This is a genomic window from Streptomyces hokutonensis, from assembly GCF_042751305.1.
Lineage (GTDB): Bacteria > Actinomycetota > Actinomycetes > Streptomycetales > Streptomycetaceae > Streptomyces > Streptomyces hokutonensis_A.
Genome location: NZ_JBHYWD010000028.1, coordinates 80157 through 105574 on the forward strand (window position 1 = coordinate 80157; position 25418 = coordinate 105574).

The following is a 25418-nucleotide window of genomic DNA, read 5'->3' on the forward strand; positions in this document are numbered from 1 at the left end:
CCCTTTCTGTGGGCTGGTGGGGGGGGGGGGGTTGTGGGCGCGCGGCGGGGGGGGGGGGGGGGGGGGGGGGGGGCGCGCCCCCCCGGGGCGGGGGGGGGGGGGGCGGGGGGGGGGGCGGCCCCCCCCCCCCCCCCGCGGCTGCATCAGGAGTTCGCGCGCGACATCCAGGGGAAGACCTGGCTCATCGCGGAGTCGGGTACATCCGGCCGGTCGGCGGCGCTCAGGCCCCGCAGGAAGATGGCCGTCGTCCATCGGGCGTAAGCCTCGAGGCGGGCCGGGTCGCGGTCGGCGTCCAGATCCAGCAGCGCGTCCATCTGCGGTCCGGCCGCCGTCATGCGTACGAACAGTCCGGCGTAGGACTCCGCGTCGGAGAGGGTGTAGCCGTGCTGCCGTGCGTCCTCGCGGAGCGCCACGGCCACCAGATCGACGACATGGGGCACACCGAGAGACCGAAGTGTCTCGGTCAGCTCGGGGCGGCGGGCCGCCTCGACGGTCAGAACGCGGATGAAGGCCAGGTAGTTCGGGGCGGTCGTGGCCTGGAGGAGCTTCAGGGCGATGCGTGCCAGTCTCTCCTGGGGGTCGTCGACGGAGTCGAGCATCGTCTGGTCCAGATCGAGGTCGAGGGAGGCTCCGCCGCGGGCGATCACCGCCCGGAACAGCTCCAGCTTGTCGCCGAAGTGCGCGTAGACGGTGGTCTTCGAGACGCCGGCCTGCGCCGCCACGGCGTCCATCGAGGTTTGATCGAAACCGAGTTCCAGGAACAGCTCGACGGCCGCGTCGAGAATGGATTCCCGCTTGCTCTGCCGCCGACTCGTGCCCGCGCGCTGGGGGCGCTCCCGCTCAGCCATTTCACTCCTTGCCGAATCCGGCCCTGGTGGGAGCCGGTACGCGTCTCATCACTTGACCTTTCGGTGAACCCTACCGTACGGTACAAGTGTACTGAACGGTGCAGTACAGTTATGAGTGGTGAGGATGACCGCCGGCTCCGGATCCGGAGGCTCTCAGGTCCCGTCCGGGTGAGACAGGGCGACGCCGAGGCGGTGTGCGAGGCCGTCGTACGGAATGCCGAAGGTCTCCAGGACGGTGGCGCCCCCGGGACCGATCTGGAACGTCGCGACGTCGGTGATCGAGCAGCACATGTCGAGCAGTGCCGAACAGCGGTAGGCGACACGGCGGGGGACCGGTGACGAGGAGTCGGTGGGCGGCCGGTGCGCGCGGAGCCGGTGGCGGCGTCTCGACCCTTGGCCTACACGTTCCGCGGACGCACACTGTGGTGGTGTTGGTATCAGGCCAGGCAGGTGCAGCTTGATCGGCTCCGTCAGGATTCCCCGAGCCGATCGCTTCGCCACCGCGCAGATCGAGCCGGACCGTCAGGTGGAGCTCTGGGAGCGGCACAACGCGGAGTCCTTGATCGCGCTCGCCTGCCGGCCGCCGGTCGCCGGGTCGTTTTCGGCCGCAGAGGTGAACCTCCAGCTCGAGCGGGTCCATCTCGCCCGGGTACGTGGCACCCGCCACGTGGTCGAGCGCTCCTCCGAGCTGGTCGAGGCCACACCCACCGGGGCGATCGTCGTCTACATGGCGATCACGGGCGAGGCGGTCTTCGAGCAGAACGGACACCGGCGCGTGCTGCGGCCCGGGCAGCTCCTGGTCTGCGACGCCGACCGCCCCTTTGTCCGCGGGTTCGGCCACGGACTGGAGGAGCTGGCCGTGAAGGTTCCCCGTGCGGAGTTCTCCGCGCTCACCGGCCTGCCGAGCCTGTCCACCCCCGTCGTCGTCGACGTGGGAGTCGGCGAGAACCCGCACGGACGGGCCCTGGCCCGGCTCGCGGGACGGGCGGTCCGCCGCGACCGCCCGGTGCCGGCCGACGAGCAGGCGATCGTCGAACTCGTGTCGGTGCTCGCCGCCCGTGACCATGTCGGGCTGCCCGTGGCACACAGGGCGGCGGCCCGGATGTTCATCGAGGAGAACTTCACCGACCCGACGCTCCGCGCGGCCGACATCGCGTCCGCCACCGGCATCAGCGAGCGGCATCTGTCGCGTCTGTTCGCGGCCGCCGGCACCAGCGTGCCCGCACACATCCTCTCGCGCCGGCTGGACACGGCGTACAGCATGCTGACCTCCGGCTCCGCGAGCGGCCTGCGCACGTCGGACGTGGCGGCGCGGTGCGGTTTCACGTCGCTCGCGTACTTCTCCCGCACCTTCCACGAGCGGTTCGGCATCACGGCGGGCGAGGTTCGCGCCGGGTCCGTCTGACCGATCCGCGGCGCGCCATCCTCATTTCCGCCATCTCGGCCCGGATCGTTGGAGCCGCCGGGGTGTGACCGCCGACACTCGACGCACCAGCCCGGTGCCCCTGACCGGGACGAAGAAAGGTGTGTCACATGCCCGTGTTCGACGATGGCCAACCCGAGACCCGTCCGCCCGCGTCATCGGTGGTCGAGACCGACGTCCTCATCGTCGGCTCAGGACCGGCCGGCGCGTCGGCGGCGTTGTTCCTGTCGACCCTGGGCGTCGACAACATGGTGATCACGAAGTACCGGTGGACGGCGAACACCCCGAGGGCCCACATCACCAACCAACGGGCGATGGAGATCTTCCGGGACATGGGCATCGAGGACCAGGTCCTCGCCGATTCCACACCCCACCACCTGGTCGGCGACACCGTGTTCTGCACGTCGATCGCCGGCGAGGAGATCGGGCGCATCCACACCTGGGGGACCCACCCGGCCCGCGAAGCCGACTACCAGCTGGCGTCGCCCTGCCTCGTGGTGGACATCCCGCAGACCTATCTCGAACCGATCCTGGTCAAGAACGCGACCGTACGAGGCACCCAGACGCGGTTCTCCACGGAGTACGTCTCGCACGTGCAGGACGCGGACGGCGTGGACGTCCTGGCCCGGGACCGGCTGACCGGGGCGGAGTACACCATCCGGGCCAAGTACCTGATCGGCGCCGACGGTGCCCGCTCCAAGGTCGCCGCGGACATCGGCCTGCGCTACGAGGGCGCGATGGACATCGCCGGGTCGATGAACATCACGTTCAAGGCCGACATCGAGGCCTACGTCGGTCACCGGCCCTCGGTCCTCTACTGGGTGATCCAGCCGGGCGCGAACGTCGGAGGCATCGGGGCCGGCCTGGTGCGCATGGTGCGGCCGTGGAACGAGTGGCTGATCGTCTGGGGCTACGACATCAACGACGAGCCCCCCGTCGTCGACGAGGCCTCCGCGACGCAGATCGTGCGCGACCTGCTCGGCATGCCCGACATCGACGTCGAGATCACCGGCACCAGCCTGTGGGGCAACAACGAGATGTACGCCGAGCACCTCCAGAAGGGCCGCGTCTTCTGTGCAGGGGACGCGATCCACCGGCACCCGCCGAGCAACGGTCTGGGCTCCAACACCTCGATCCAGGACTCCTACAACCTGGCCTGGAAGCTCGCTCTCGTGCTGCGCGGCCAGGCCGCCCCGAGTCTGCTCGACACCTACTCGGCCGAGCGGGCGCCGGTGGCCGAGCGCATCGTCCGGCGGGCGAACCGGTCCAGCCGTGAGTTCGTGCAGTTCTTCGAGGTGCTCGGACTGCTCGACGCCACGACCGAGGACGAGATGGTCGCGGCGATCGAGGAGCGGAAGGCGAACACGCCCGAGGGCGCGGCCAAGCGCGCCGCCCTGGTCGACGCGATGGAGCTGAAGAACTACGAGTTCAACGCCCACGGGGTGGACCTCGGACAGCACTACGAGTCGGCCGCGGTCGTCTCCGACGGATCCTCGCTGCCCGAGCCCAGCCGCGATCCCGACCTGTACTACGAGATGTCCACCGTGCCCGGCGCGCATCTGCCGCACGCCTGGGTCGGCGACACCATGGAGCGGAAGGCGATGATGGACCTCGCCCCGTACGACCGGTTCACCCTCGTCACCGGCATCGCCGGCCAGGAGTGGGCCTCGGTGGCGGACAAGGTCGCGCACGAGTTCGGGATTCCCCTCGCGACCGTCGTCATCGGGCCGGGCCAGGAGGTCACCGACCTGTACTACGACTGGGCGAAGCTGCGCGAGGTCGACGAGAGCGGCGTCGTACTGGTGCGCCCCGACAAGCACATCGCCTGGCGCTCGACGACTATGCCCGAGGACCCCGGGGGCGCTCTGCGGACGGCGATGCGGCAGATCCTGGGGAAGGCGTGAAGGGCATGCGCTTCGACCACGACACACTCGCTCAGCGCGTGCGGTTCGCCTCGGCCTCGGCGGCGGAGAACCTCCTGGACGAGATCAAGGAGCTCGGCGCGGCCCGGGTCATGGTGATCGCCGCGGCGTCCGAACGCGAACTGGCCCACCGGATCGCCGCGCAGTTGCCCGTGGCGCACTGGCACCACGAAGTGGCCATGCACGTGCCGGTCGAGGTCGCCGAACGGGCCAGAGAACAGGCCGCGGCCCATCGCGTCGACGCCCTCGTCTGTATCGGCGGCGGCTCGACGACCGGCCTGGCCAAGGCCGTGGCGCTCACCACCGGTCTGCCCATCGTGGCGGTGCCGACCACCTACGCGGGCTCGGAGGCCACCAACGTCTGGGGACTCACCGAGCACGCCCGCAAGACCACCGGCACCGACCCCCGGGTGCTCCCGCGAACGATCGTGTACGACGCGACGCTCATGCTCACCCTGCCGGTCGACCTGAGCGTGGCGTCCGGGCTCAACGCCCTGGCCCACTGCGTCGATTCGATGTGGGCGCCGCGGGCCGACCCGATCGACCGGGCACTGGCCGGCGAGGGCATCCGGGCCCTGAACGTCGGACTGCCGCTGGTCGTCTCCGAGCCGGGCGGCCTCGGCGGGCGTGAACACGCCCTGTACGGCGCCTATCTCTCCGCGGTGGCGTTCGCCTCGGCGGGCTCGGGGCTGCACCACAAGATCTGTCACGTGCTCGGCGGCATGTTCGACCTTCCGCACGCCCAGACCCATGCCGTCGTCCTGCCCCACGTACTCGCCTTCAACGTGCCGTCGGCACCGGACGCCGAGCGACGTATCGCCGCCGCCTTCGACGCCGGGTCGGCGACCGGCGGGCTCGCCCGGCTGCGCACCCGGCTCGACGCGCCCCGGGCTCTTCGCGACTACGGCATGCCGGAATCCGGCATCGGCCCCGCCGCGGAGGCGATCCTCGCCGCTGTGCCGCCGGGCAATCCGACCCCCGTGACCGCCGACAACATCACCGGGCTGCTGCACGCGGCCTGGGAAGGAGCAGAGCCCCGATGACCGACACCGTCTCCGCCGAACAGGAGCGTCGCGAGGCGGACCTGGTCGAGCGCGTCGTCCGTTCGTTCGACGGCTGTTCCGACCCGCGGCTCAAGCAGCTGATGACCTCGCTCGTGCACCATCTGCACGCCTTCGCCCGCGAGGTCCGTCTGACCGAGGAGGAGTGGACCAAGGGCATCGAGTTCCTGACCGCCGCCGGACACATGACGGACGACAAACGGCAGGAATTCATCCTGCTCTCCGACGTACTCGGACTGTCGATGCAGACCATCGGCATCAACAACGAGGCGTACGGCGACGCGACCGAGGCGACCGTCTTCGGACCGTTCTTCGTCGAGAACAGCCCCGAGATCCGCCCCGGCGGCTCCATCTCCGGCGTCGCGTCCGGGGAACCGTGCTGGGTCGAGGGCACCGTCTCCGACAGCGAGGGCGCGCCGGTCGCCGGTGCGCGCATCGAGGTCTGGGAGGCCGACGCGGAGGGCCTCTACGACGTCCAGCACGACGACGGCCGGACCGCGGCCCGTGGCCATCTCTTCTCCGACGCCGAGGGACGCTACTCGTTCTGGGGCGTCACGCCGACGCCGTACCCCATTCCCCACGACGGTCCCGTGGGGAAGATGCTCGCGGCCGTCGGCCGATCCCCGATGCGGGCCTCGCATCTGCACTTCATGGTCAGTGCCGCGGGGCAGCGCACGCTGGTCACCCACATCTTCGTCAGCGGCGACGAACTGCTCGACTCGGACACGGTGTTCGGGGTCAAGGAGTCCCTGGTGAAGAAGTTCGAGCGCCAGGCCCCCGGCTCCCCGACGCCGGACGGCCGCGCGGTGGACGACTCATGGTCACGAGTCTCCTTCGACATCGTGCTGGCCCCGGCCGGTACGTGATCGTTCGGCACGGGCCGAGGGGGTCGGGCCGCTCGACGCGGTGAGCGCGTGCGCCCGGCCCCCTGGGCAGCAGTGCCCTCCACCCCGGCCGGTACGGCTCTCCCGAACGCGTGCGGCCGGGATCGGGCCCGGCGGCGTCCGGCCGCCGCGCCCGTGGCAATCCCGCCTTCCCGCACGGAGGAGAACCGTATGACGGGCACCGTCACCAACTTCAGTTACGGCGTCGTGACGCCGATCGCCGCCTACCTGATGGCCACCGTCGGGTCGGCGCTCGGGCTGAGGTGTACGACACGGTCGCTGCGCCGCCCACATCACAGAGGCAGATGGCTGGCTCTGGGCTCCGTATCATTCGGCTGCGGTATCTGGGCCATGCACTTCACCGCCATGAACCGGCATGCACTACATCGGCATGACCGCCCTCACCATCCGGCTCAACGGCCACACCACGATCGACGAGTCGACGAGCAATCTGGGGTTCCTCATGGTCATGCTCGCCGGCCCGCTCGTGGTTCTCCTGGTCGCCACGACCATCGTCATGTTCGACCCCGACATGCTGGACGCCGAGGGCGACGTGGACTGGGCGGCGCACGCGCCGCGTGACCTGTGTGATGCTCAGCGGAATCAAGGGACTCACGGCCGTCCAGGTCCTCGCCGCAGTCGTGGTTCTCCTGGCCATGGCGGTGACCGCTCTCGCGGCGGTCGCCAAGGTCCACGGGAACCTCGGGTCTCTGCTTTCGCAGGCTGACTCCGGCAGTGCCAGGCCCGGTAGCTATTTCAACCCGGGCACGATGAACGGGACAGGAACAGCGGCGCATCTCAATTGGCTCGGGGAGCGATTCATCCTCATCCTCGGCAGCGCATGCATGCCGCACGTCCTGGTCAGAATTCACGGTGCAAAAGACCCCGCCACCGCGCGTCGCTCAGTCAAGTACGCGACGTTTCTCATCGCCCTGCTGCCCTTGGCCATCGTCATTGTCGGCATGAGGGCTTCCGCCCTGGTGGGTACAGGAAGGATCTCGTCCGGGAACGGAGAGGGAGACGGCGCCCTGATGCTCCAGGCGCACAGTCTGGACGGTGGGCGCACGCTGTTCACCGCGGTCGCCTGCGCGGTTTTCCCTCAGTGTGCTCGCCGTCGTCGGTGGGAGTACGGTCGCCGCGGCCGGTGCGATGGCCAAGGACATCTACAGCAACGTCGGAAAAGACGACGAAGAGCATTCCGGGAAAGAGATACTGGCGGCTCGCGCCAGCGTCTTCGGCACTGCTGGAATTGCGACGGCAGTGATGTGGCAGGGCCACTCTGCGGTGTTTCTGGGCGCCGTCAGTGCCGCGACAGCCGCATCCGCCGTGGCTCCGGCTCTTCTGTACAGCTTCTTCTGGAAGGGTTACAATCGCACGGGGCTGCTGTGGACACTGTACGGAGGGACGGGTCTCACGGTGTTCCTCTACATGATGTCGCCCTCGTTCTCCGGAATCCACGCAGCGCTCTTCCCCGGTGTCGACTTCACGCGCCTCGACCGGATCGGGCCGGCCCTCATCGCCGTTCCCGGCACCTTCTTCCTGGGATGGGCTTCCAGCGTGGCGGGACGCCGTCGCAGTGCCGGTCACTCGGAGGCAGCGCCCATGCAGCCTGTTTCCTGAAGGGCACCTCCGTCACCTCGCCCGAGCGGAGATGGAGAGCGTCGCGGAGTGCCGCTCTCACCCTCCGACGACGGTCAGACGGTCAGTGATTCTCCGGGCCGTGGCCAGCACCTTCTGCGCCAGCTCCGCCTCCGCCTCGGGAAACACCCTGGAGGCGAGCGCGGCGACGCTCACGGCGGCGACCACCCTCTCCTCGGCGTCCCGGATCGGCGCAGCCACGCCCGTCACATCGGGGTCCAACTCGCCGCGGGTGACGGAGTACCCGGCGCGACGGATGTTCGCGAGCCGGTCCATGAGTGTGTCCACGTCGGTGAGCGTGGCCGATGTGAATCGCCTCAACTCGGCTGTCTCCAGCAGTCGGCGCGCCTCGTCCTGCGGGATCCAGGCCAGCAGGACGAGCGCGGAGGCGCCGGCGTTGAGGGGGAGCGTGCTGCCACGCTCGTAGGAGATGCGTACGGCCCGTGCGGCGGCCTCGGCGCGGTCGACGCAGACGACCAGTTCCCCGGAGCGCCGGGTCAACAGCACCGTCTCGCGCACGTCCTCGGACAGTTCGGTCATTGCCGGAAGGGCGATGTCGGAGAGTCCGTAGCTGCGCCGGGCCAGCCGGCCGATTTCCAGAACGCGCAGCCCGAGCCGGAAGCCGCCGCCTGGCGCCTCCTCCAGGAACCTGCTGCTCACCAGGGACTGCAGGTATCGGTAGGCGGTCGAACGGGCGACCCCCAGGCGCTCGGCGACGGCGCTGCCGGAGATGACGAGATGGGTGTCGTCGAACATCATCAGGATGTCCAGGGCCCGGTCGGCCGTGGAGTTGCGTTCGCGATAGCTGGGGGACGCTGATCCTGACATAGGGGACACCCTACCGTGCGGGTGTCTCCCGCCCGCCTCGGGTCACAACCGGTCCTTGACGACGGTGTTGCGCAGCTCGCCCACACCCTCGACGAATGTGACCAGCTCCTGCCCGGGGCGCAGGAAGACCTTGGGGTCGCGTCCCGCCCCCACTCCGCCCGGTGTGCCGGTGGCGATCAGATCACCGGGCACGAGCGTGATGATGGTGCTGACGTAGGCGATGATCGCGGCGACGTCGAAGAGCAGGTCGGACGTGTTGGACTTCTGCATGGTGTGGCCGTCCACGCTGCAGCCGACAGTCAACCCCGAAGCGCCCGGGGGGAGTTCGTCCGGAGTCACGAGCGCGGGACCGACCGGGGTCGTCGCCTCGAACGTCTTCCCGGAGAGGAACTCCCGGGTGCGGTGCTGCCAGTCCCGTACGGTCACGTCGTTGACGACGGTGTAGCCGCCCACGTAGGCGAGCGCGTCGTCCCGGGTGACGCGCCTGGCCCGGCGTCCGATCACGACACCGAGCTCCGCCTCCCAGTCGAGGTCGTCGCTGACGGACGGCATGTGGACGTCGTCGTGGGCACCGACCAGGGAGCCGTCGTACTTGGCGAAGAGGGTGGGGTGAGTGGGTGTGGGGCGGCCCATCTCCTTGATGTGCGTGGCGTAGTTCAGGCCGAGGCACACGATCTTGTTGGGATGCGGGACGACGGGAGCGAAGGACGCCCCGTCCAGTGGCATCCGCTTGCCGTCGGCCACTTCGGCGCGACGGTGCCAGTCCTCTCCGCTCGCCAGCAGGGCGCCGATGTCCTCGTACGGCAGCAGGACCAGTTCGTCGCCGTCATGCCGGGCGGCGGCAGTGGACGGCGCGTCGGAGTCGGGGGAGGGCAGACGGACGGTGCTCAGTCGCATGACAGTTCTCCTGGGGGAGGGGGTGAAAGCCGAGAAGGCACGCCGCGGTGAGTCCGACGGGACCGGCCCCGACGACGAGGACCTGCGGCCGCGCACCGGGAACCCGGAGTCCGCGGCGTCCCGAGGACGCCATCGTCATTGAACCGGCTGGTAGGCGGCGCCACCGTCGGAGAGGAGGCGTTCGGCCTCGGCGAGCACGGCGGCGGGATCCTGGTCGAGGTCGATGGTCTTGCGGAACGGCTGACGTACGTCGCGGTCGATCCGCAGGTAGACCTCGTTGCGGTTGCCCTCGGGATCGAAGAAGTAGATCCCGATGGCGTTTCCGTGGGTGACCTCCTGCTGGACGTCGATGCCTTCGGCACGGAACCGGTGGTGGAAGTCGATGATCGTTTCCAGCGAGTCGACCCGCCACGACACCTGGTGTGTCAGCTTGGACCCCGGCGGTGCGGTCCGGCCCCGCTGGAGCACGAACTCGTGGTGCTCCTCGTCGGGGCGCGAGGAGAAGAACACGATGCCGAGCTCCGTGTCCTCGTCGGTCACGGTCAACCCCATGACACGGGTGTAGAAGTCACGCATCGTCTCCAGGTCGTCCACCCAGAAACCGGTGTGTCCCAGGCCGGTGATAGCCATGGACGTCTCCTTTCAAAACGTCGAACGCGGTACGGCGGGCGGGTCAGTTAGCGTCGCCGCGGGCGGCCACGGCCTGGTCGAGCGTGGTCTGGTCGGCCCAGTTGCCGTGGAAGCCGAAGGGCACGCGGCTGGGCAGCTTCACCCGGGCCAGCGGGGTGCGTCGCAGGTCGGCGGCATCGTGGACGAGGAGTTCGCTCAGGCCTGTCTCGCGGTTCCACCACAGGGTGAGCAGGTAGCCGTCGTCCTCGGCGGTGGCGTTCTCGCGGGCGACGAAGACCGGCTCGCCGGGGCTGGTGAGGTGGTCCGGTCCCTCGACGATCGTGGTGGAGTCGCGCAGGTGGTCGTGCTTGGCGAGACCGTCGCTCATGGTGTCGTCGGCCAGGTAGCGGGTGGTGACGAAATATCCGTAGCGGTGCGGGCGGCCGGTGTAGGCGTCGTTGATCCTCGGGAACTCCCCGGCGACGCCGCCGACCATCTCCTCCGTCGCCCGGCCGGTCGCCAGGTCCACGCGCCAGCGGTGGGGGAGGGACGGCGGGAACCAGGAGTGGGACGTCACGGGAGTCTCCAGCCGGTCGGCCGGCGTGCCCAGGCGGGTGATGCGGTGCCCGTCGATGACGACCTGGCCGTTCTCCTCGTAGGCGTTGTAGAAGTGGGTGTTGGCCCACTGGCCGCCCACTTCGTGCCAACTGACGGCGTGTGTCCGCCTGTTCATGAGCACGATCTGCACGCCGTGCGGCAGTGACGCCTCGTCCCAGACCACGCCCGGCTCGCCCCGCATGATGTGGTCGAGGCGGAACTGGGCCGGCGTGACGAAGAAGATCGCGTAGTTGTCGCTGACGGCGAAGTCGTGCATCAGCACCGGCACCTTGATGTCGAAGCTGTGGCTGTCGACGACGTGCCCGGTCTTCACGTCCGCGCGGTACCAGGTGATGGTCGGCCCGGTGGCGGCGAAGAAGAGCATGTCGCCGCTGTCGGGGTCGATCTTGTAGTGGGCGGTGCACAGGACGTCGATGCCGCCGTGGAAGTCGTGCGTGCCGTACGTCTCCAGGGTTTCGGGGTGCATCGAGTACGGCAGGCCGCCCTCGAAGTAGACCAGCAGGTGGTCGTCGAAGATGCCGACGTTGGTGTTGGCGACGTTCTTCGCGGGCGGGGCGCCCTGGGGGAGCGGCGCCGTACTCCCGCCGTTGGCGAAGCCGCTGTAGACCGCCTCGCCCTGTTCGACCTCGAACTTCATGGAGTCGGTCATCACCCAGCGGGTGCGGTAGGCGGCGCGCCCGTCGCGCAGGTAGATCCCGCAGACCATGCCGTCGCCCTCCCACCAGTGGTAGCGGTCGGGATCGCGCGGTGTGAAGCGGGGGTTGGAGGAGATACGGAACAGCGCCCCGGCGAGGTCCTCGGGGATCCGGCCGTCCACCTCCAGGTCGAAGGCCGCGTCCTCCTCCGTCCAGGGAGTGAACGGGCCTTCCAGGAACTTGTTGCCGGGCGCCCAGTCGGCTGCGTCCTGGGCGAGCCGCGGGGTCGGGGGTTGTGCGGTGACGCGTGGCGCGATCGTCATGGGATCGGGCAGGGACGGGCCTGGTCGCGGAGGAGGTGTCATCGGGATGCTCCAAGTGCGGGTGAAGCGGGGGTGGGGTGCCGGGACGGAGGATCGGCGCGGGGTCAGAAGGGGTAGTCGGGGATCTCGCCGCGGACCGTGACCCACTGCTGTTCGGTGAAGGCTTCGAGGTTGGCGACGCTCCCTCCGTGACGGGAGCCGTTGCCGGACTCGCCGACACCGCCGAACGGGACGGTCGCCTCGTCGTTCACGGTCTGGTCGTTGATGTGGACCAGCCCGGTGGGGATCCGGTCGGCCAGCGCCAGGCCCTTGGCCACGTCCCGGGTCAGGATGCCCAGCGACAGTCCGTACTCGGTGTCGGTGGCAAGCCGGACGGCTTCGTCGAGATCCTGGAAGGGCACGACCGGGGCGACCGGACCGAAGATCTCCTCCGTGAAGGCACGGGCTTCCAGCGGTACGTCGGCCAGCACCGTCGGCCGGTAGAACAGGCCCTCGTAGGTGCCGCCGGCCGCCAGCCGGGCACCGGTCGCCACGCTGTCGGTGACGATGGCGTGGGCCGCCTGCAGCTGCCGGTCGTCGATCATCGGGCCCAACGCGACCTGCCCGGTGGCCGGGTCCCCGACCGGGGCGGCGTTCGCGTGCTGGGCCAGCAGCTCGGCGTACTCACCGGCGATCGAGGCGTGCACCAGGTGCCGGCTGGAGGCCATGCACACCTGCCCGGCGTGGTGGAACGAGCCGAACGCGCCGGCCGAGACGGCCTTCTCCAGGTCCGCGTCGTCCAGGACGATCAGTGCCGAGTTGCCGCCGAGCTCCAGGTGGACCCGCTTCAGCCGCTGTGCCGCCGCGGTGGCGATCGCCTTTCCGGCCCGCGTGGAGCCGGTGAACGCGATGACGGGCACGCGCGGGTTGTCCACCAGCGCGGCGCCGACGTCGGCGCCGCCGGGCAGCATGTGCAGCACGCCGGCGGGCAGGCCCGCTTCCTCGAAGACGCGGGCGATGGTGACGCCGCCGCAGATGGCGGTGCGGGGGTCGGGCTTGAGCACGACGGCGTTGCCCAGCGCCAGGGCCGGGGCGACGGCGCGCATGGCCAGCACCATCGGCGCGTTGAACGGGGAGATCACTCCGACCACGCCCACCGGGCGCCGCCGGGACAACGACAGCCGGTCCTCGATGGACCGCAGCACCTCTCCGTAGGGAGCGGCCGCCAGGGCGGCGGCCTCGTAGCACTCCTCGGCCGCTCCGTTGGAGGTCTGGAAGTCGGCGAACGGCCTCAGGGCACCGGACTCCCGCACGATCCATTCCGCGATCTCGGCGTGGTGCTCTTCGAACAGGCGCGCCGCCCGCCGCAGCACCTGGGCGCGCTCGATGTAGGGCCGCGCCGCCCAGTCGCGCTGGGCCTGTACGGCGCGTTCCACCGCGCGCTCCAGGTCGTAGGGCGTGGCGGCGGCGACTCGGCCCAGGGTCTTGCCGGTCGCCGGCTCGGTGGAGTCGTACAACTCCCCGGTCGCCTTGGTCCATTCTCCCGAGAAGATCCGCTCCTGCCAGACGTCGGCATCCAGAAAAGTCATGGGGTCTCCTTCTCCGCAGGACACCTACCGGTGTCCTGTATTTCCGAACAGATGAGTCAACTTATAGGACACTCTCGCTCGCGGGGAAAGTGTCGGGGCTCAGGTTGACATGAACTGTACGGTACAGTTTAGTTGCTCGTATGGCTACATCACTCGAGCAACAGCCACGCATCAACAAGCTTCTGGTCGGCCGGTTCCTCGCCGACGTCTTCGGCGCGAGAAACGCCGACGCGGTCACCGACTACGTTGCCCCGGACCTGGTCCAGCACGGTGGCGACGCCCCAGACGGAGCACAGGCGTACGCCGAGCTCCTGCGCCGCGAGTTCGGCCGTGGACCGACGGCGGACCAGGGTGTGGCCGATGTCTCCGAGCCGCGGGACCCGGTGTTCGTCATCGGGGAGAACGACCTGGTCTGCGTCTGCGACTACCTGCCGCAACCGGACCCGGACGCCCCCGGCACCACCTTCGACCACTACGCGTTCACCACCTACCGGATCCGCGACGGCCGGATCACCGAGCGGTGGCCGTCCCTCAACAAGATCGCCCCACCGCGGCCCCCCGCACCGGGTACGCCGACGCGGACGACCACCGTGTCGTCGTCCCCGTCGACGTGCATCGAGGCCAACAAGCGCCTGGTCGTGGACTTCTACCGCTGCGTCTTCGACGCCCAGAACCCCGATGCGGTCAAGGAGTTCGTCGCCGACGACTACGTCCAGCACGTGTCCCACTACCCGCCCGGCCGGGCGGGACTGGAGGAGTTCGTCCGCAGCCGATTCCCGAACGGCCCCCTCCCGCCGCCCGACGAGCCCCTCATCCCGCCGGCGCTGATCGTCGCCGAGGGCGACATCGTCGTCATCGCCGCACTGCTTCCCCAGGCCGAACCCGACGGAAGCGGCGCGCTCTATCCGTACTACGTGTACGACGCCTACCGCGTGCGCGGGCAACAGCTCGTCGAGCACTGGAGCGGCATCAACAAGTCCGCCCCGCCCAAGCCTCCCGGCCCTCCGCCGGCCGGCCGGCCCTGACCGGTCGTCGGCCCCTCGGCCTGTTCCCCCTCGAACACGGACATACTCAGAAAGGCTCAACCATGCCGAAGTTGCACGTTGTCGTCGGAAGCACCCGTCCCGGCCGGCTGGGACTACCCATCGGCCAGTGGGCGGCCCAGGCGGCGAAGGAGCACGGGGGCTTCGACGTCGAACTCGTCGATCTCGCCGAGATCGGCCTGCCGCTCCTGGACGAGCCCGGTCATCCGCGGGCGGGTCTGTACGCCCACGAGCACACGCGCAGGTGGAGCGCGACGGTGGACGAGGCCGACGCTTTCGTGTTCGTCACGCCCGAATACAACTCCGGCCCTCCCGCCGCGCTGCTGAACGCCCTTTCCTTCCTGTACGGGGAGTGGCTCTACAAGCCCGTGGGCTTTGTCAGTTACGGGGGTGTCGCGGGCGGCCTGCGTTCCGTGCAGGTGCTCAAGCAGGTCGCGACCGCGCTCAAGATGATGCCGGTTCCCGAGTCCGTGGCCATACCGTTCGTCTTCAAGCACATGGGCGAGGGCGGCTTCCGGTCCGAGGCGCCGATGGACGCCGCGGCCACGATGATGCTCGACGAACTGCTGCGCTGGAGCGAGGCGCTGCGTCCCCTGCGCCTGAATCCGCCGCCGGCCCCCGCCGGGCCGCCGGCGCCGGGAGCTCCTGTGGCGCGTGTTTAGTGGTGTGACCGCATAGGTTCGCCGGGTCGGGGGCGCGGCAGCTGAATGTGCTGTGACATCCGACCCGGCCGCTGGAGGCGCTGTGGCCGAGCCCGTCCATGTGTGCTGCCCGCGTCACCCCGCGTTGTCGAGCTTCCCGTAGAAGGACAGGAGGCCGTCGGCGAGCCTGTCGGGGGCTTCCATCGCCGCATAGTGGCCGATCCTCTTGAGGGAGAGGACGCTGACGTCCTCGGCGACCTGGCGCATTGTCGTCGGGGTGAAATCGCCCGATCTGCCGCCCACGGCGAGCACGGGTGTGGTGAGTTTCCGGGATGACAGTCGGCGGATTTCGGCGCCCTCACGGAGCATCGATCGATACAGCCCGGCCGCGCCGTTGAACCCCTCGGGCCGCGCGTAGGAGTGGGCGAGTTCGTCGATGTCGTCGTCGGTGAACGCGTTGGGGGTCGCGCAGAGCGACGGGATCGCGTATTGCGCGAGGAATGCCCGTTCCCGTCCGGCGAGCAGCAACTCGGGGATGCCCGGAGCGGCGAGCACGCCGATGTGCCAGGCACCGCCGGAGGTGACGTCCGCGAGCTTTTCGACACCGAACCCGGGCAGCCCGGTCTCGATCGCCGTATAGCTTCGCACCAGGTCGGGGCGCGTGGCGGCGACGCGGAACGTGGTGGGGCCGCTGATGTCCTGGCCCGTGAGGTGGACAGGGCCCGCGTCGAGCCGCGCGATCAGCTCACTCAGGTCCCGGGCCGCGGTCGCACTGTCGTGGGCTGCGGTCGCGGGGGCGGAGTCGCCGAAGCCGCGAAGGTCGGGGGCGAATACGCGGTGGTGCTTGCTGAGCAGGGGGATCAGTTTGCGGAAGACCCACCAGGTCTCGGGGAAGCCGTGGATCAGCATGACGGGAGAGCCGGCGGTCCCGGCCGATATGTAGTGCAGTTCGGTCCCGTTCAGGCTGACCTGGTGGTGTTCGACGCCAGGGATGGTGGCGCCGCCGGTAGCGGGGTTCATCGTTCTCCCGGACTCGATCGACAACATGGTTGTCAACCTACAGGTCGACAACCATGTTGTCGACCTTCGCTTCTCGTATGCTTCGCCGCATGGCACGTTCACCGGGCGCTGAACTCGCGCTGCTTCTTCTCGGCGGCTTCCAGGCGATGGTGGACGACGTGCACGGCGAGTTGGCGCACCGCGGGCACCCCGGCGTGCGCGCAGGGCATGAGTTCGCCCTGCGCGCCATCGACGGGGGAGCGGACACCGCCTCGGAACTCGGCCGCCGGCTCTCGGTCTCCAAGCAGGGTGCCGCCAAGACGATCACGTCACTGGAGAAGCTCGGATACGTCGAGCGGGAGCCCGACCCGGTCGATGGTCGCCTCAAGCGGCTGCGGGTCACCGACCGCGGTCACGACATGATGACGCTGGGCGCCTCGCTCTTCGACGACGTGCGCGAGCGCTGGGCGGCTCAGATGGACCCTGGGCAACTCGAAGCTCTTGAGGGCCACCTGGCCCGGTTTGCGGCGAGTCGGCTGTCGAGCGGTGAACCCGCCGCACGGCTCGTGGATGATTTTCAACCCGGCTCGTCGAGTGATCCTGGGACCGGCTGGTGAGTGCATTCGGTGCTCAGAACGCACTCACCCTCGACGAGGTCCCGTCAGGTCGGGGAGAGTTCGGCGGTCCCCACGCCGTTGCCGACCATCGCCGTGGTGTCGATGAGTCGACCCATGGCGATCCTCAGGCGGGGGTCTCGGCGGTGGCGGTCAGGACCGCGCGGCCGAGTATGTGTCCGGCCATGGTGAAGCCGAGGACGGCCGGTGTGGCGTCGGCCGTGACGTCGATGGACTCGACGCCGAGGGCGTGCACCACGACGAAGTAGCGGTGCGGGCCGTGCCCGGCCGGCGGGGCGGCGCCTATGAAGCGGGCGGCGCCGGCGTCCCCCCGCAGCTGAAAGGCGCCCTGGGGCAGGCCCGAGCCGGTGTCGTCGCCGGCGCCCTCGGGCAGATCGGTGACGGTGGCGGGGATGTCGGCGACCGCCCAGTGCCAGAACCCGGACCCGGTGGGGGCGTCGGGGTCATAGACGGTGACGGCGTAGCTCTTGGTGCCTTCCGGGGCGCCGCTCCAGGACAGCTGCGGCGAGACGTCCTTCCCGCCGGGCACACCGAAGATGCCGGAGAACTGCTCCGGCGACCAGGCGGAACCGTCCGGGACGGTGGTGCTGGTGACGGTGAAGGAGGGCACCTCGGGGAGGCGGGCAAAGGGGTCGTTGGCACTCATCGCATCGTTCCTTTCAGGGGCACGGCTGGGGTTCCGTCAGCGCTGAATCGACGATAACACTGATAATCGATTATCTATCGGATCGTCTATGCTAGCGGGCATGACCGAGACGGCCCAGACCTCGACCTCGCAGCCGGGGAAGCAGATGCTCTCCGAGCAGGTCTACGCGCACCTGCGGGACGCGATCATGCGTGGAGACCACGCCCCCGGTGACGCCCTCAAACCGCAGGACCTCGCCAAGGAACAGGGCGTGAGCCTGGCCGTCGTGCGCGAGGCGCTCGTACGGGTGGTCGGCGAGGGCCTCGCCGACCGGCTGCCCAACCGCGGCTTCGCCGTTCCCACCATCTCCGACCGCCGCTGGCAGGAGATCACTGAGGCGCGCCGGACCATCGAACCCGTCCTGCTGCGCATGTCCGTCGAGCGCGGCGACGTCGACTGGGAAGCACGCGTACGAGCCGCCCACCACCGTCTGGCCCGCACCCCGGTTTACGAACCGGGAGAGGGCGAGTACTACAGCAGCACTTGGTCCGAAGCCCACCGGGTCTTCCACCGCACTCTGCTGGAGGGGTGCGGCAACCCCGTTCTGCTGGAGACCTTCGACCGGATGTGGACCGCGAGTGAGCTGACTCGTCGCTGGTCGGCGCACCACAACCCCGACCGGGACGCCGTCGGTGAGCACCGCCGACTGGAGGAGGCGGTGCTCGCGCGCGACGCCGACACGGCGGCCGAGGTACTGACCCGGCACCTCACCCAGACCGCGGCCGTACTGACTGGCCGCACCCAAGACGAACCCTCCAAGAAAGCCTGATGCGCCTCGCCGACACCTCACTCGCGTCGGCGACTTCCACAGCTTCGATGTCAGTGATCAGGTGCAGTCGTCCGGCCGCCGACGTCTCGGCTCCGGATCGTCGCGGCCGCACGGTGCAGTTCTGTGAGCACCATCCGTACGGCTCGCCGTGCGGCACGTTCGGGGCGGTGGAGCACATCGATATGGCGTCGGGTGGACACGCCACTGAGCGGTCTGAGGATCACCGCGGGGTGCGGGCGTGCGGTCCAGCGGGGCATCAGGGCGAGGCCGCCTCCGGCGGCCACGACCTCGGCGGCCACCGCGAAGTCGTTGATGCGATGGACGATGTCGAGCCGCCGGTTCGCGGCGGTCGCGATGGCGTCGACGGTGGCCATCAGCGGGAAGCCGTCGTCGACGGTGATCCAGGGTTGATCCGCGACGTCTTGCGGGGTGAGGCGTCGCTTGGCGGCCAAGGGGTGGTCGGCCGGCAGCGCGATGTCGAGCGGTTCACGCAGCAGGGTGCTGGCGGTGACCGTGGTCGGCCACGGCGGCGCTTGGCCGAGACGGTGGGCGAGTACGAGGTCGTAGTCCCGGGTCAGTCGCGGGAATTGGTCTTGCGCGACGTCCTCGTCGGCGAGCGAGATCTGTGGGCGTCCAGGGCCGGCCTGGGCGAGCAGCAGTGGGAAGAATGCGGCGGCGGCGCTGTGGAAAGCCGCTACCGACACATCCGCGTCCGGCCGGTCGACGAACTCCTCAATGGTGTGCCGCGCCCTGGCCAGTGCCGTCTCCACCTCGATCGCCGCCCTGGCCAAGGCTTGCCCGGCATCGGTGAGCACCAACCGCCGTCCGTCACGCTCGGTGAGTGGGACCGGGATCGAGCGTTGCAGCAGCCGTAGCTGTTGGGAGATCGCCGAGGGAGTCATCAGCAGCGCCTCGGCGGTCGCGGTGACGCTGCCCAGTTCGCCGAGTTCCCGCAAGATCTGCAACTGCCGTTCGTTCATCGTCTCAATGTAGTGATGCTTCAGGATTGTTGAAGAACCTCGTCCTTGGCTTCAGGGTGAAAGCGGCGCAGCGTGGAGGCATGACCAGTGACAACAGCACGTGCGGCGGCCCGGACACAGGTCCCGGCCGGGCGGGAGTCGTTCGGGCCGGCGTAGTGCAGGCCGCCCCGGTTCCGTTCGATCCGGTGGCCACCCTGCGTGTGGTGGAACGGTGGCTGCTTGAGGCGGCCGAGCGGAACCTGGATCTCGTGGTGTTCCCCGAGGCGTTCGTCGGCGGGTACCCCAAGGGATCGGCGTTCGGGGGAGTGGTGGGCGACCGGACCCCTGCCGGACGAGAGGAGTTCGCCCGGTACTGGAACGGCGCCGTGGAGGTGCCGGGACCCGTCACGGACCGCCTGGGCGAACTGGCGGCCGACGCTCGCGCGCACCTGGTCATCGGCGTCGTCGAACGGGAACACGGCACGCTCTACTGCACGGTCCTGTTCTTCTCCGACACCGGAGCCTTCCTCGGGAAGCGTCGCAAGCTCATGCCCACCGGCGCCGAGCGGATGATCTGGGGGTTCGGCGACGGCTCAACCCTTGAGGTGCACCCCACGAAGCTCGGCCGGCTCGGAGCCGTGATCTGCTGGGAGAACCTCATGCCCGCGACGCGGATGGCCATGTACGCGCAAGGCATCGAGCTGTACTGTGCGCCGACGGCGGACAGCAGGGAAAGCCACCACGCGACCATGCGCCACATCGCCATGGAAGGCCGATGCTTCGTACTGGCGGCGAACCAGTGCCTGCGCACGAGGGACTTCCCGGCCGATCACCCCACGCCGTACGGCGACGACCCGGAGCACCTCGTCTCCCGGGGTGGCAGCAGCATCATCGGCCCGCTGGGCGAGGTGCTGGCCGGCCCCGTCCTGGATCAAGAGGCCTTGCTGACCGCGGACCTCGACATGGCCCTGATCCCACGCGCTCGCTACGACTTCGACCCCGTCGGCCACTACGCGCGGCCCGACATCTTCCGCCTCCACGTGGACACCACCGTCCGCCGCGCCGTACAGACCGACGACAGTCCGAGCGAATCCCCCCGGGTCGGCCTGCCCGCCCCCTTCACCTCGCCGCGCGCCACGCCTGACGACCCGACCGACAGGTCCCTCCTCGCTCAGAGGCATCCCGGCTCCCTTGGACAACGCCCATGAACGCACAGCCCGTCAGCATGCCCTCCCTGGACGACATCGCGTCTGCGGCCGGACGGATCCGCGACGTGGTGCGCCGTACACCGGTGATACGGGTGGCGGCCGGGGAACTGGGCGTACCCGTCCCCGTCATTCTGAAGCTGGAGTTCCTCCAGCACACCGGCTCCTTCAAAGTCCGCGGCGCATCCAACGCCCTCGCCCTCCTGCGCGCCGCGGAAGGCGGCGTCCCGACCGCCGGCGTGTGCTGCGCGTCGGGAGGCAACCACGGGGCGGCCGTGGCCTGGGCGGCGCGCGCAGCGGGCGTGCCCGCCACCGTGTTCGTGCCCGACTTCTCACCCAAGGCCAAGACCGACGTCATCGAGTCCTTCGGCGCACGCCTGCGCCGGGTCGAAGGCTTCTACGCCGACGCGCTGGCGGCCAGCCAGGACCATGCCCGGCACGAGGGTGCCTTCCACGTCGACGCCTACGACGACCCGCAGACGGTGGCGGGGCAGGGCACGCTCGGCCTGGAGCTCGCCGAGCAGATACCGGAGGGACAGCCCGTGCTGGTCGGGTGCGGTGGAGGAGGCCTGTACGCAGGGGTCGCCCTGGCGCTGGACGGACGCAACCGCGTGACCGCAGCCGAACCGTCCTCGGCGCCCTCGCTCACCGCGGCGCTGGAGGCAGGAAGACCTGTGGACGTGGAGGTCGGCGGTATCGCGTTGGACAGCTTGGGTGCCCGTCGGGCGGGCCGCATCGCCACCGCTGTCGGCCTCTCGCGCGGCATGAAGACCCTCACCGTCGAGGACGACGACATCGCCGACGCCCGCACACTCCTCTGGCAGCGGCTACGCATCGTCGCCGAACCCGGCGGAGCCACCGCCCTCGCGGCGCTGCTCACTCACCCCGAACACTTCCCGGACGGGGCCACCGTCGTCGTCTCAGGGGCCAACACGGCACCCGCGTAGGGCATCGCTTGGGCGGCGACCGTCACAGGCCCGGCCGTGCGGTCGTCGACAGGCGTGCTCAAGGGCGCCGTGGCGCGGAAGGTCATGCCCGCCGCGCCACGGCGATAGGTCAGGCGGTCGCCCGTGAGAGCCGGGGGAAGACCTGACCCTTCGCGGAATCCGGGGCGTTCGGAAGGCCGCCGGCACGCAGGCCCTGCAAGAAGATCGCTGTTGCCCATCGGGCGTACGCGTCGAAGTGGACCGGGTCGCGGTCGGCCTCCGGATCCTGCAGCGCGTCCATCTGCGGTCCGGCCGCGGTCATGCGCACGAACAGCCCCGCGTATGCCTCCGGGTCGGGAAGGACGTAGCCGCGCTGTCGTGCGTCGTCGCGGAGCGCCACGGCCACCAGATCGATGACATGGGGCACACCGAGGGAGCGAATCGTCTCGGTCAGCTCGGTGCGGCGGCCCGCTTCGACGGTCAGGACGCGGATGAAGGCCAGGTAGGTGGTGGTCGTCGTGGCCTGGAGGAGCTTCAGGACGATCCGTGCCAGCCTCTCCTGCGGGTCGTCGACGGAGGCGAGCATCGTCTGGTTCAGGTCGAAGTCGAGGGAGGCTCCGCCGCGGGCGATCACCGCGCGGAACAGCTCCAGTTTGTCGCCGAAGTGGGCGTAGACGGTGGTTTTTGAGACGCCGGCCTTCGCTGCCACGGCGTCCATCGAGGTTTGATCGAAACCGAGTTCGAGGAACAGCCCGACGGCCGCGTCGAGAATGGGTGCCCGCTTGCTTCGCCCGTTCGAGCCTGCGCCCTGGGGGTGCTCCCGCTCAGCCATCTCACTCCTTGCCGAATCCGGCCCTGTGGGAGCCGATACGCGTCTCATCGCTTGACCTTTTGCTGAACTCTACCGTACAGTCCAACTGAACTGAACGGTGCAGTTCAGTAAGAAAGGAAGGCGCTCGATGAGCAAGCCACCCTCTCCAGTCGTTTCCGGAGCCGACGTCACCGCGTCGGCGGAGCGGTGCTCCTCTCCCCGCCTCAGTGACCGCGGGCGGCAGATCAGGGACCGGACGCGTGCCCTCACCGCTCTGCTGCGGGAGGAAGCGCAGGAAGGAGAGCAACTCGGCGCCCTGCCTCCTGAGACGCTCAGAGCGATACACGAAGCGGGTGTCTTCAAGATCGCCCTCCCCGGCGAACTGGGTGGTTATGCCCTCGGCGCGCGAGACACCGTGGAGATCATCACGGCACTCGGCGAAGGAGACGGGTCCGCCGCGTGGACGGTCTTCGTGGCCGGCGGCATCCGCAACGTCCTCGGCTTCCCGCAGCAGACCGTCGACGAGGTCTTCAAGGAGATCGACACCTGGATAGGCCCCCTGGTCGTCGGCGCCTCCGTGTTCTCCACGAGCGTGGGATCGGCACGGCGTGCTGACGGCGGGTGGCTGGTTTCCGGCAAGTGGGCGTTCGGCAGCGGGTGCAAGCACGCGGCATGGGCGGCAGTGGGCGTCACCTATGAGGACGCGGAAGGCCGCCCGCACCGGGGGATGGCCCTGCTGAGCCGCGAGCAGTACACGATCCTGGACGACTGGAAGGTCATGGGCCTGAAGGCCACCTCCAGCAACAGCATCACCGCCCAGGAGGAGGCGTTCGTCCCCGACCACCGCTTCGTCGACCTGGCCGACTTCCCCGCGGTCATGGACAGCGTGCGGGAGCGCTACGCCGGCCTCGGGTTCCGCAACGACACACGCGCGCTCATGCTGACCACCTGCCTCAGCAACGTGGCCGTCGCGCTCGGCATGGCCCGCGGCACCCTGGACTGCTTCGTCGAGCAGGCGAAGGTCCGCAAGCCGTTCAACCTGCCCTACCCCACGGTGGCGGACATGCCGTCGACCCAGGTGGCAGCCGGTACGGCCCGAGCGATGGTCAACTCCGCGCAGGCGACGATCTTCGGTCACGCCGACGAGGTGGACCGCCGCGCCCTGGCCGGGATCGAGTTCACGGGCGCCGAGGAGTCCGAGATCACGATGGACCTGGTCTACGCGGTGCGGCTGTGCGCGGACGCCATCGACAAGCTCCAACTGGCCATCGGTTCCTCCACGGTGAGCCTCAAGAACCCGATCCAGCGCTTCGCGCGTGACGTGCGCGTGCTGGCCACTCACGGCGCCATCCGCTTCGACCCGTTGGCCGAACTCAGTGGCCGCCAACTCCTTGGACTCGAACCGTTTCCCATGTTCGCAGGCGGCGTGCCCCAAGTGGGCTGAGCCGACCGCCGCACAGGAAGAAAGAACTGATGACCATGTCGATCAATGAGCCCCGGTCCCATGAGCCCACGGGGGTGGGCTTCGGTCTCGAGCCGCGGCCCACCCCCGTGGCACCCACGGACGCGCGGGCCCTGCGGGAAGCGTTCGGCCATTTCCCGAGCGGGGTGATCGCGGTGTGCGGAATGGTGGACGACCGCCCTGTCGGAATGGCGGTCAGCTCCTTCACGTCCGTATCGCTGGCCCCGCCGCTCGTCTCGGTGTGCCTTCAGACCTCGTCGCGCACCTGGCCCAAACTCAAGCAGCTGCCGTGGCTGGGCCTGAGCGTGCTGGGCGAGCAGCAGGGTGAGGTGTGCCGCGCGCTGGCAGGTGCGGAGGAGACCCGGTTCGCCGACGTGCACTGGGAGTCGACCGGAGAAGGAGCGGTCGTCCTTCCCGGGGCGGTCACCTGGTACACCTGCACGCTCCGGGCCGAACTCCCCGCGGGCGACCACACCATCGCCCTGCTGGAGATAGATCGACTCTGGACGCTGCCGTCGGCCGAGCCCCTGGTGTTCCACGGAAGCCGCTTCCGGCGGCTCCAGGACAGCGACAGGTCGGTCGTTCCCGCCTGAGCCGGCCGGCTGCCCCCCGCCGGAGCCGACTGGCTGCCCCCGCTGGAGCAAGACCGCTGTCAACTCACCCATCCCTGCTGATGAGTTCGTCGTTGTCGCTGAATCTCAATGAGGAGATCCGATGCCCAAGCACATCGCCCCGGAGGTCAGGGCCGTCGAGTCGCCGTGGTTGACCGACGCCGGACGTGAGCTTCGTGACTGGGTCCGGGACCTCGCCCCTCTCATCCGTTCGCAGGCGCGTGAAGGGGAACGGATCGGGGCGTTGACCCCCGACGTGCTCCAGGCGCTGGACGAGGTGGGCGTCTACCGCATGACGATGCCCGTCGAATGGGGCGGCACCGCTCTGGGCGCACGGGACCTGGTCGAGGTCGTCGCGGCGCTCGGTGAGGGGGACGGCTCGGCCGCCTGGAGTGCCTTCGTCGGTGTCGGGCTGCGCAACTTCCTCGGACTCCAGCCCGAGCTGATCGAGGAGATCCGCAAGGACGTCGAGGGCTGGGTGGGCCCCGCGCTCGTCGGCGCCTCCGTGTTCGCGACCACCGTCGGCGACGCCCGCAAGGTCGACGACGGCTGGATGGTCAGCGGACGCTGGGCGTTCGGCAGCGGCTGCAAGCACGCCCGCTGGGCGATGGTCGGGGTCGCCTTCGACCCCGCGGAAGCCGGCGGCACCGGCCGAGGCGTGGTGGTGCTGGAACGGGAGCAGTTCGAGATCCTCGACGACTGGCACGTCATGGGGCTCTCCGGAACGTCCAGCAACAGCCTGCGAGCTGTCGAGGACATCTTCGTCCCGGACCACCGCTTCCTCGACCTCGCCGAGTTCCCGCCGAGGCTCGACCAGATCCGACACCATTACAGCGGCGCCGCCTTCCGGCAGAGCGGCCGGGCGCTCCTGATGACGGTGGCGCTCAGCAGTACCGCGATCACGCTGGGCATGGCACGTGGCGCGCTGTCCTGTTTCACCGAACAGGCGATCAGGCGCAAGCCGTTCACCCTGCCCTACCCGAGCGTCGCCGAGATGGCTTCTGCGCAGGTGGCCGCCGGGCGCGCGCAGGCGATGATCGTCCTGGCCGGCTCGACGATCGAACGTTATGCGGACCAGGTCGACGCACGTACCGACGCGGGCCTCGAATTCGGCGACGACGAGGAGTCGGAGATCAGCCTCGCGCTCGCGTACGCGGCGAACCTGTGCGAGGACGCCATCAATCTGCTGCAGAAGACGCTCGGTTCCTCGACCGTCTCGCTGTCGAATCCGATCCAGCGCTTCGTCCGCGACGCGCGCGTGGTCACCTCGCACGCAGCGATCCGCGTCGACCCGCTCGCCGAGCAGAACGGCCGACGCCTCCTCGGACTCAAGCCGTTCCCGATGGTCGGCGCCGCGGTGCCGCAGCGCGGCGCCGACGCCCCGCCCTCCCCAAAGGGTTGAGCCGACGGCTGCTGTC

General features: G+C 69.5%; 26 protein-coding genes and 2 pseudogenes. 17 read left to right on the top strand and 11 right to left on the bottom strand.

Annotated elements, in window-relative coordinates; translation table 11 throughout:
- Positions 1-143: 143 nt before the first annotated feature.
- On the bottom strand, positions 144-848 hold the full coding sequence (locus tag ACFXC1_RS44165) for a TetR/AcrR family transcriptional regulator (protein WP_381254185.1): 705 nt from the start codon (positions 846-848) through the stop codon (positions 144-146).
- 153 nt (positions 849-1001) lie between these two features.
- A complete protein-coding gene (locus ACFXC1_RS44170) occupies positions 1002-1139 on the bottom strand; it encodes a hypothetical protein (protein WP_381254188.1) in 138 nt (45 codons plus the stop codon).
- 166 nt (positions 1140-1305) lie between these two features.
- Between ACFXC1_RS44170 and ACFXC1_RS44175 the strand changes: the two genes are divergently transcribed.
- From ACFXC1_RS44175 to ACFXC1_RS44205, 8 genes and pseudogenes are all read left to right on the top strand, one after another.
- Positions 1306-2253, top strand: coding sequence for a helix-turn-helix domain-containing protein (locus ACFXC1_RS44175; RefSeq protein WP_381254191.1), 948 nt, complete (start codon positions 1306-1308; stop codon positions 2251-2253).
- Positions 2254-2381: 128 nt separating this feature from the next.
- Positions 2382-4175: an FAD-dependent oxidoreductase gene (locus ACFXC1_RS44180; RefSeq protein WP_381254193.1), complete on the top strand. Its 1794-nt coding sequence runs from the start codon at positions 2382-2384 to the stop codon at positions 4173-4175.
- A 5-nt stretch (positions 4176-4180) separates the two neighbouring features.
- Positions 4181-5236, top strand: coding sequence for a maleylacetate reductase (locus ACFXC1_RS44185; RefSeq protein ID WP_381254196.1), 1056 nt, complete (start codon positions 4181-4183; stop codon positions 5234-5236).
- Entirely contained in the window at positions 5233-6120 is an 888-nt protein-coding gene (locus ACFXC1_RS44190) for an intradiol ring-cleavage dioxygenase (RefSeq protein WP_381254199.1), read from the top strand. Before ACFXC1_RS44185 ends, ACFXC1_RS44190 begins: the two co-directional genes overlap by 4 nt.
- A gap of 189 nt (positions 6121-6309) precedes the next feature.
- Positions 6310-6507 (top strand): annotated as a pseudogene (locus ACFXC1_RS51250) (MHYT domain-containing protein); the annotation flags it as partial.
- Positions 6508-6514: 7 nt separating this feature from the next.
- Complete coding sequence (locus ACFXC1_RS44195) at positions 6515-6865, top strand: hypothetical protein (protein ID WP_381254202.1); 351 nt, start codon at positions 6515-6517, stop codon at positions 6863-6865.
- Positions 6780-7070 (top strand): annotated as a pseudogene (locus ACFXC1_RS44200) (sodium:solute symporter family transporter); the annotation flags it as partial. The gene ACFXC1_RS44195 and the pseudogene ACFXC1_RS44200, both read left to right, overlap by 86 nt.
- Positions 7071-7242: 172 nt before the next feature.
- Positions 7243-7758, top strand: a complete 516-nt coding sequence (locus ACFXC1_RS44205; protein WP_381254205.1) for a sodium:solute symporter family transporter — start codon at positions 7243-7245, stop codon at positions 7756-7758.
- A gap of 57 nt (positions 7759-7815) precedes the next feature.
- On the opposite strand, the gene ACFXC1_RS44210 is transcribed toward ACFXC1_RS44205, so the two are convergent.
- The 5 genes from ACFXC1_RS44210 to ACFXC1_RS44230 all read right to left on the bottom strand — a co-directional run bounded on the left by ACFXC1_RS44210 (position 7816) and on the right by ACFXC1_RS44230 (position 13254).
- A complete protein-coding gene (locus tag ACFXC1_RS44210) occupies positions 7816-8604 on the bottom strand; it encodes an IclR family transcriptional regulator (RefSeq protein ID WP_381254208.1) in 789 nt (262 codons plus the stop codon).
- Positions 8605-8646: 42 nt separating this feature from the next.
- Entirely contained in the window at positions 8647-9501 is an 855-nt protein-coding gene (locus ACFXC1_RS44215; RefSeq protein WP_381254211.1) for a fumarylacetoacetate hydrolase family protein, read from the bottom strand.
- A gap of 135 nt (positions 9502-9636) precedes the next feature.
- On the bottom strand, positions 9637-10131 hold the full coding sequence (locus ACFXC1_RS44220; RefSeq protein WP_381254213.1) for a VOC family protein: 495 nt from the start codon (positions 10129-10131) through the stop codon (positions 9637-9639).
- Between the two features lie 43 nt (positions 10132-10174).
- Complete coding sequence (locus tag ACFXC1_RS44225) at positions 10175-11686, bottom strand: carotenoid oxygenase family protein (protein WP_381254216.1); 1512 nt, start codon at positions 11684-11686, stop codon at positions 10175-10177.
- Between the two features lie 104 nt (positions 11687-11790).
- Positions 11791-13254 (bottom strand): benzaldehyde dehydrogenase, encoded by a 1464-nt coding sequence (locus ACFXC1_RS44230; protein ID WP_381254219.1) that lies wholly within the window; start codon positions 13252-13254, stop codon positions 11791-11793.
- Positions 13255-13394: 140 nt separating this feature from the next.
- On the opposite strand from ACFXC1_RS44230, the gene ACFXC1_RS44235 reads away from it, so the two are divergent.
- Together ACFXC1_RS44235 and ACFXC1_RS44240 are read left to right on the top strand one after the other, a co-directional pair.
- Positions 13395-14279: a nuclear transport factor 2 family protein gene (locus ACFXC1_RS44235; protein ID WP_381254221.1), complete on the top strand. Its 885-nt coding sequence runs from the start codon at positions 13395-13397 to the stop codon at positions 14277-14279.
- Between the two features lie 62 nt (positions 14280-14341).
- Positions 14342-14959, top strand: a complete 618-nt coding sequence (locus ACFXC1_RS44240; RefSeq protein ID WP_381254222.1) for an NADPH-dependent FMN reductase — start codon at positions 14342-14344, stop codon at positions 14957-14959.
- 114 nt (positions 14960-15073) lie between these two features.
- On the opposite strand, the gene ACFXC1_RS44245 is transcribed toward ACFXC1_RS44240, so the two are convergent.
- Positions 15074-15985, bottom strand: a complete 912-nt coding sequence (locus ACFXC1_RS44245) for an alpha/beta fold hydrolase (protein WP_381254223.1) — start codon at positions 15983-15985, stop codon at positions 15074-15076.
- A gap of 62 nt (positions 15986-16047) precedes the next feature.
- Between ACFXC1_RS44245 and ACFXC1_RS44250 the strand changes: the two genes are divergently transcribed.
- Positions 16048-16554 (top strand): MarR family winged helix-turn-helix transcriptional regulator, encoded by a 507-nt coding sequence (locus ACFXC1_RS44250; protein ID WP_381254225.1) that lies wholly within the window; start codon positions 16048-16050, stop codon positions 16552-16554.
- A gap of 124 nt (positions 16555-16678) precedes the next feature.
- On the opposite strand, the gene ACFXC1_RS44255 is transcribed toward ACFXC1_RS44250, so the two are convergent.
- Entirely contained in the window at positions 16679-17218 is a 540-nt protein-coding gene (locus ACFXC1_RS44255; RefSeq protein WP_381254227.1) for a YbhB/YbcL family Raf kinase inhibitor-like protein, read from the bottom strand.
- A 100-nt stretch (positions 17219-17318) separates the two neighbouring features.
- Between ACFXC1_RS44255 and ACFXC1_RS44260 the strand changes: the two genes are divergently transcribed.
- Positions 17319-18026: a GntR family transcriptional regulator gene (locus ACFXC1_RS44260; protein ID WP_381254230.1), complete on the top strand. Its 708-nt coding sequence runs from the start codon at positions 17319-17321 to the stop codon at positions 18024-18026.
- A gap of 50 nt (positions 18027-18076) precedes the next feature.
- Here ACFXC1_RS44260 and ACFXC1_RS44265 read toward each other — a convergent pair whose 3' ends face one another.
- Positions 18077-19006, bottom strand: a complete 930-nt coding sequence (locus tag ACFXC1_RS44265; protein WP_381254233.1) for a LysR family transcriptional regulator — start codon at positions 19004-19006, stop codon at positions 18077-18079.
- Positions 19007-19086: 80 nt separating this feature from the next.
- Here ACFXC1_RS44265 and ACFXC1_RS44270 point away from each other — a divergent pair, with 80 nt between their 5' ends.
- On the top strand, positions 19087-20193 hold the full coding sequence (locus ACFXC1_RS44270) for a carbon-nitrogen hydrolase family protein (protein ID WP_381254236.1): 1107 nt from the start codon (positions 19087-19089) through the stop codon (positions 20191-20193).
- Positions 20190-21137, top strand: a complete 948-nt coding sequence (locus ACFXC1_RS44275; RefSeq protein WP_381254239.1) for a serine/threonine dehydratase — start codon at positions 20190-20192, stop codon at positions 21135-21137. The genes ACFXC1_RS44270 and ACFXC1_RS44275 overlap by 4 nt, the downstream gene beginning before the upstream one ends.
- A gap of 109 nt (positions 21138-21246) precedes the next feature.
- On the opposite strand, the gene ACFXC1_RS44280 is transcribed toward ACFXC1_RS44275, so the two are convergent.
- Complete coding sequence (locus tag ACFXC1_RS44280) at positions 21247-21948, bottom strand: TetR/AcrR family transcriptional regulator (RefSeq protein WP_381254242.1); 702 nt, start codon at positions 21946-21948, stop codon at positions 21247-21249.
- A 127-nt stretch (positions 21949-22075) separates the two neighbouring features.
- Between ACFXC1_RS44280 and ACFXC1_RS44285 the strand changes: the two genes are divergently transcribed.
- The 3 genes from ACFXC1_RS44285 (at position 22076) to ACFXC1_RS44295 (ending at position 25402) form a co-directional block, all read left to right on the top strand.
- Entirely contained in the window at positions 22076-23371 is a 1296-nt protein-coding gene (locus tag ACFXC1_RS44285) for an acyl-CoA dehydrogenase family protein (protein ID WP_381254245.1), read from the top strand.
- Positions 23372-23406: 35 nt separating this feature from the next.
- Complete coding sequence (locus ACFXC1_RS44290) at positions 23407-23982, top strand: flavin reductase family protein (RefSeq protein WP_381254247.1); 576 nt, start codon at positions 23407-23409, stop codon at positions 23980-23982.
- Positions 23983-24103: 121 nt separating this feature from the next.
- A complete protein-coding gene (locus tag ACFXC1_RS44295; RefSeq protein WP_381254250.1) occupies positions 24104-25402 on the top strand; it encodes an acyl-CoA dehydrogenase family protein in 1299 nt (432 codons plus the stop codon).
- The last annotated feature ends 16 nt before the right edge of the window (positions 25403-25418 follow it).